The sequence below is a fragment of the Candidatus Rokuibacteriota bacterium genome, from assembly GCA_030647435.1.
Taxonomy (GTDB): domain Bacteria; phylum Methylomirabilota; class Methylomirabilia; order Rokubacteriales; family CSP1-6; genus AR37.
This window is the reverse complement of record JAUSJX010000158.1, coordinates 1-5,900: the sequence shown is the minus strand read 5'-3', so window position 1 is coordinate 5,900 and position 5,900 is coordinate 1. Positions and strand designations below refer to the sequence as shown.

At 64.8% G+C, this 5,900-nt stretch carries 5 protein-coding genes and 1 pseudogene; 4 read left to right on the top strand and 2 right to left on the bottom strand.

Annotation, left to right across the window (positions count from 1 at the left end):
* Positions 1 to 286: 286 nt before the first annotated feature.
* Positions 287 to 595, bottom strand: a pseudogene (locus Q7W02_27585) (integrase core domain-containing protein).
* A gap of 660 nt (positions 596 to 1,255) precedes the next feature.
* Entirely contained in the window at positions 1,256 to 1,432 is a 177-nt protein-coding gene (locus Q7W02_27580) for a DUF1059 domain-containing protein (GenBank protein MDO8479890.1), read from the bottom strand.
* Positions 1,433 to 2,254: 822 nt separating this feature from the next.
* Here Q7W02_27580 and Q7W02_27575 point away from each other — a divergent pair.
* The 4 genes from Q7W02_27575 (at position 2,255) to Q7W02_27560 (ending at position 5,549) form a co-directional block, all read left to right on the top strand.
* The gene (locus Q7W02_27575) at positions 2,255 to 2,677 is read left to right on the top strand and encodes a hypothetical protein (GenBank protein MDO8479889.1); all 423 of its coding nucleotides are present in this window, start codon (positions 2,255 to 2,257) and stop codon (positions 2,675 to 2,677) included.
* Between the two features lie 6 nt (positions 2,678 to 2,683).
* Positions 2,684 to 2,971: a hypothetical protein gene (locus Q7W02_27570; GenBank protein MDO8479888.1), complete on the top strand. Its 288-nt coding sequence runs from the start codon at positions 2,684 to 2,686 to the stop codon at positions 2,969 to 2,971.
* Positions 2,972 to 3,242: 271 nt separating this feature from the next.
* Positions 3,243 to 4,121, top strand: a complete 879-nt coding sequence (locus Q7W02_27565) for a tetratricopeptide repeat protein (GenBank protein ID MDO8479887.1) — start codon at positions 3,243 to 3,245, stop codon at positions 4,119 to 4,121.
* Between the two features lie 69 nt (positions 4,122 to 4,190).
* Positions 4,191 to 5,549: a proteasome accessory factor PafA2 family protein gene (locus tag Q7W02_27560; GenBank protein ID MDO8479886.1), complete on the top strand. Its 1,359-nt coding sequence runs from the start codon at positions 4,191 to 4,193 to the stop codon at positions 5,547 to 5,549.
* The last annotated feature ends 351 nt before the right edge of the window (positions 5,550 to 5,900 follow it).

The following is a 5,900-nucleotide window of genomic DNA, read 5'->3' as shown; positions in this document are numbered from 1 at the left end:
TGCCGGAGTTGCGCGCAGCCTGGGGAATGCGCTTCTCCTCGCTTGCACTGCGGAAGACGAGCACGTCGATATCGTATTCCTCATCGACGAAGGCAAAGCCAAGGGATGAGTCGAGGCGCCGGCGGGTTTCTGATCGAAGCTTGACGCGGGCCACGAGGTGGACTGAATCACGTTCGGGCGATAAGGGTCATCGCGACTCGACGTCGGTGGTCCTCATTTGAGCTGACGGCATTGGCCCCGAGGTGGCGATGGCCGTCTGACCTGCCTGATTTCTTCGGACCAAAGATTAGGGGAGAACAGCGTCCCTTGGGCCCTGCGTGAGACAGCTTGCTTTGAACTCCGCCGGCGTCCGATACCCTAGGCTCGAATGCGGGCGGACCTCGTTGTACTGCCGCCGCCACTGGTCGATGCCCACTTTCGCTTCGATCCGGTTCCGAAACCACTGCAGGCTGAGATACTCGTCACGAAACTTCCCGTTGAAGGATTCGTCCGTGGCATTCTGCCACGGTTTGCCGGGATCAATCAACGCCGTCTCGATCTGCGCCGTAGACAACCAGCGCAGGATGGCGGTGGCCACGAACTCCGGCCCGTTGTCCAGTATGAGGGTATGCGAAAGAGGGAGGCGACATCGCCGCCCCGTTCGGGTTATCCCTTCTCGCGTCTGCCCAGGCACGAAGGAGGGGCCCACATGCCTGACGATCGATGCCGCCTCGGGAGTGATGATGTGGTCATCGGCCTGGACTTGGCAAGCGCTGAGCACCAAGTCGTCGTGCTGACCGCTGCTGGTCAGCGGCTGACCCGGTTCAGGATTCCGCACTCGCGGGTGGGATTCGAGGAACTGCTCCCGCGCACCATGCCGGCAGCCCTCGGCCGCGCCGGGGGTGCTCGCGTGTTCGCCTTCGAGGCGACCGGGCACGTGTGGGAGGCGTTCGCGTACGTGCTCTGCTCGGGGCGAGCGGTACGTGGTGGTCAATCCGTTGACGACCTTCCGGGTCCGCGAGGCCCGGCAGCTCAGTCGCGAGAAGACGGATCTGACCGATGCCGAGCAGATCGCCGAGCTCTGCCGGACCGGTCTGGTCACCCGGACCCAGCTGGAGGCCCGCCCCTACCTGACGCTGCGGCGCGCCTGGGGAGAGTATCGACGGGGCCGCGAGGAACGGGCGCGGCATGCCGCGTGGCCGCGGCCCCCCCGCCCGGCAGGCGTGCCGAGGAAAGCACTCGGCACGCCTGTGAGGCAGGGCGGACGGAAAGCCGGCTACTTGTTCTTGATCGCTGCCTTGACCTTGGTCGCGACGTCAGGGGGCATCGTCGGCATCCTGTGGGTGGTCTTGGCGTGCTCCGTCGCCTTCCTCATAACGTCCGCCTCGTCTAGTCCCTCGAGGACGGTGGTGCAGCCAGGCATCACATCTCCGCACTTCAGGACTTTTGGCATCTCGCTCCTCCTTGTCTGGTAAAGCACACTGTCCGGAGAGCGCTTCACGCGCCGGGCCACGTGCCCCAATATGTCCTTTCCTGCAGGTACCGTGACCAACGCGGGGCCGTCCGGCAAATGGCCACTCGCGAATACAGTTCGACATCACCTCCTCCCGGACCCGACGAACTCGACGCAATAACGCGTCCTCGCTCCCGGGCGGGTTCTTACTACGAGAGCTCCTAATGATCCTCGTGAATCACAGTGACAGGGTCTCACGAGGGTGAAGGCCGTCACCCAATCGCACGAGACTCATTTGTGTCCTGCCAGCTTCAGTGCGTCGGCACTGGCGGGACCGGATGTGGGCCCGGGCTCGGTGGTTTTTCCGCCGGCCGCGGGTGACCCGCCGCCAGGCTGGGGGTGCGGACTGGCCTTCTTGGCGCGCATTGTTGACTCACCTCCTCCGCGTCGCCCGCCGCACAAGACTACGCAGGATCCGTACCAAGCTTGCCAACCGTTGATTCTCTTGCAGTTAGCTCAGAGGGCCCGGCGGGAGCCAAGCGTTAGCTGCAAGTCGTGCAGGGCGATCCACCCACAACAGCCAGCGCCTGATGCCTAGTCGCCGAACCTTTGAAGGGGCGCAGAGGACTGCCAGAGCCATCTCCCCGCCGTCATCCTGCAACGATTGCAGCCGAGTCTCGTCGGCGCCATGTCGGAACTGCGATTCCCACTGGCTTGATCGGGACATAGCCAGGTGGCACGCGGATTGCGGCACTGATCTGCGGCTGCATTTCCGGCTAGGGATGCGCTCCCAGCGGTTGGAGCGTGGAAAGGGAGGGGCGGGTGGTGCGGGATCACCGAAAACCTTCCATTGCGGTTCTCGTCGCGCTCTCGGGAGTCGTAGCCGTCGCGGCCGTGATCAACTACGGCATCCACCAAAGCGGGCAGGCTCACCTGCAGGCAGTAAGCCGAGGCGGCGAGATCACGCCTCCTGAACCGCGAGGGCGCACCGAGCTCGGCGCAGACGTAGGGGTGCTTCGCGGCGCGATTGAATTCGCCGACGAAAGGCGTCTCGTGCTGGAAGTGTCCGAGGGGGGACCGAAGAGGTATGTCTTCGGGATGGCAGGCGCGACGATCCGGGTGAACGGGAAGGAGGGGGGCGTCGACGATCTCCATCGTGGCGACATCGTCGGCGTCTTGTATAAGGAGACCGAGGGAGAACGCATCGCGAAGATGGTGCTCGTCACAGACACCGAAAGGAGGTGAAAGCACGTGAGAAAGATGATCGCGCTGTTCATCAGCACGGCCTTCCTCCTTGGCACGACCGGGGCCGCGGTGGCCCAGACGACCACGCCCGCGCCGGCTCAGGAGAAGAAGACTGAAGAGAAGGCCACGGAGAAGAAGCCGGCGACGAAGGCCATGAGCATGGAGGAGAAGAAGGCGGCGTGCTTTGAGAAGGCCGGGAGCGACGAGGCCAAGAAGGCCGACTGCGAGAAGAAGTTCGTCGCCAAACCCAAGACGGGCAAGGCGATGACCGAGAAGAAGGAGGAGAAGAAGTAGCCCGTTGGCGCGGATCTCGCTCGTCGGACCCGCTAAGGGCGTCACCCGGGATGGGTGGCGCCCTCGCGGGGTTCCCCGAGGAAGGGCGCATCGCGAAGATAGCGCTCGTAACAGCGGTCGCGGCTCATAGTCCTTGCGGGGACGGAGGCCACACCTTCGACACGCACACCGGGTTGCTGGCTGCGCGGCGTAGCCGTGGAGGGCTTGGCGCGTGAGGACAAACGCTGTCGATCTCGCCGCTCGGGCTATCCGACACGGGGGATTGCCCTGGGTGAGGAGCTCCGCCCTTCTTTCTGCGTGCCTGATTACCCTGGGTCCCGGACAAGGAGGGTCCCACGCCGGCGAGGCCCTGCTCCAGTGCATCGCGCGACACGGGCAGGCCGCACTCAAGGCCTGTGATGAGGCCACCGGATCAGACCTCGGGCCCGCGGACCGCGCGGCGGCCCACTACCACAAAGGTCTGGAGTTGATGAGCCTCGGCCGCGACGAGGCCGCCGCACGGGCCTTCATCGAAGCCGCCCACCTCACGCCTGGCGTTCCCGCTGTCCATACCAGCCTGGGCGTGGCGCTCGCACACCTGCTTCGGTGGCACGAGGCAGCACAGGCGCATCGGCAAGCGCTTCGCGCAGACCCCAACGACCCCGACGCCCACTACAACCTCGGGGTGGCGCTCAGCCACCTTGGCCGCTGGACCGAGGCGGTCACCGAGTTCAGGACTGCCACTCAGCTGAACCCCAGCGATGCCGACGCCCACTACAACCTCGGCGTCGCCTTCAGCGCCGTGGGGCGGCAGGAGGAGGCCATCGCGGCGTATGGCGAGGCGGTCCGCGTCAGACCTGGCTACGCGGCCGCCTGGGGTAATCTCGGCATGGCCGCGCTCCTGCTCGGCCGAGACCGGGAGGCCGCCGCTGCCTTTACGTGCGCCGACGCCGCGCAACCGGGGTACTTCGAGACCCGGGAAGTCCAGCGGGGAGCGTGGGAGGCGGTACGGCGCCGGCTGCGGGAGGCTCCGTGCTCATCCGCCGCCAAATCGTGCGGGGGAGCCAGCTCCTCTCTTGCGGCGCGGGGCGGGGGGCCCCCCACCGTGTGTGATGGATACAATGAGGCAAGACCCCCGAACCCGTCACGAAAGGGGCCGGACCGTCCGTGAGTGCCGACACTCCTGTAGGAATGGCCGAGCAGTCCCCAGGCGGCATGCTCGCCCCGGGAAGGAGCGTTCATGCGGCGCGTCTTCGGGCTTGAAACCGAGTACGGTTTCTTCTGCCGCGTCAACGGTGGTCGCCTCCCGTCACGGGAGAACATCATTAGCTATCTCTTCAATCAGACGGTGCCCGGCGCGCGGAAGGGAAATGTATTTCTCGAGAACGGCGGCCGCTTCTATCTCGACAGCGGGTTTCACCCCGAATACGCCACCCCCGAAGCCGACCAGGTCGCCGAGCTGGTCGCTCACGATAAGGCCGGCGAGCGCATCGTCGCAGACCTCCTGCTCCGGGCCGGCCGCCTCATCCACGAGGAGGGGTTCACGGGATCCGTCCTTGCCTTCAAAAACAACACGGATTCGGTCGGGAACTCGTACGGCTGCCACGAGAACTATTTGACTCGCCGTGACGTCGCCCTCGAGTGCCTTGCCGCTGGCCTCATCCCCTTCCTCGTGACCCGCCAAGTATTCACCGGCGCCGGCAAAGTCCTGCGAACGATCAGGGGGTCCCAGTTCTGCCTCAGTCAGCGCGCGCAGCATATCTGCCAGGAGATGTCAGGGGGAACCACGACCGCGAGGGCCATCATCAACACGCGCGACGAGACCCTCGCGGACTCCAGCAGGTACCGGCGCCTGCACTTGATTCTCGGCGATTCCAACATGTCCGAGGTCACGACCTACCTGAAGGTCGGGACAACCGCCCTCGTCATCGACATGATCGAGGACGGCTGGCTCAACAGCGACTATTCACTGCATGCCCCCGTCGATGCGTTGCGGACCATCTCCCGTGATCCGACCCTGCGCGCGACCGTCAAGCTCAAGGACGGCCGCCTCCTGACCGCGCTCGAGATCCAGAACGAGTACCTGGAGCGGGCTCTCCGGTACGCGCAGTCCTCTGGTTGTGACTCCCAGCGGAGAGACATCCTGGGCAGGTGGACGCGCACCATCGAGCGGCTCGAGCACGAACCGCTCCTCCTCGACCGGGAGGTCGACTGGGTCATCAAGCTCCGCTTGATGACGAATCTGATGGATCGGCATGGAATCTCCTGGAACGACCCCCGCCTATCGCTCCTCGATCTGCAGTACCACGACATGAGATCCGATCGAAGCGTGTATCATCGCCTTGTCTCTCTCGGGATGGTCGAGCGGATCACGACCGACGCGGCGGTCGAGCGGGCCATGCACCTCCCGCCCCAGACGACCCGGGCACGACTGCGGGGCGAGTGCATCCGACGGCTGCGCCTCAGCGGCAAAGAGTACCGAGCAGACTGGAGTTCCCTCAAGGTGCTCGGAGGGGAGGAGCCAACGCTGACCATTCATTGGCGAGACCCCCTTCAAGCTCATGACGAGAACACCGAGGACTTAATTGAGAAGCTGTAGTTTCCCTGGTTCTGCGTGTAACCCACATCCCGAGGTAAGTTCGAATCAGTGTCACTTAGTCCGAACCTGCTCTAAAGACGGAAAGGACGCCTTCACAGCGAGCGCAAGGGGGGATCCTCACCGGAGTAGAAGCGGAGTGCTCTCGACCTCCAATCCCGCGCCGTTTCTTTGCAGCGCTTGGACTGATCCGTACTCATCCCGTGGCACTCTTCGGTGCCGATCCCAGCCGGGCGGAGCTGATTCTTTGACTCTCGAGGCTGGGCATGTGTTATGCCTTCTGTGGCCCGGCAGCTGCCATGCGGAACGGCGTAGTCGAGCAATGGTCGCCCGCAGGCGCTGGGCGCCGTAAGA

Bases quoted from the DNA above. Each gene is read 5' to 3' on its own strand.
- Q7W02_27560 (MDO8479886.1), top strand. From the start codon at position 4,191: ATGCGGCGCGTCTTCGGGCTTGAAACCGAGTACGGTTTCTTCTGCCGC.
- Q7W02_27580 (MDO8479890.1), bottom strand. From the start codon at position 1,432: ATGCCAAAAGTCCTGAAGTGCGGAGATGTGATGCCTGGCTGCACCACC.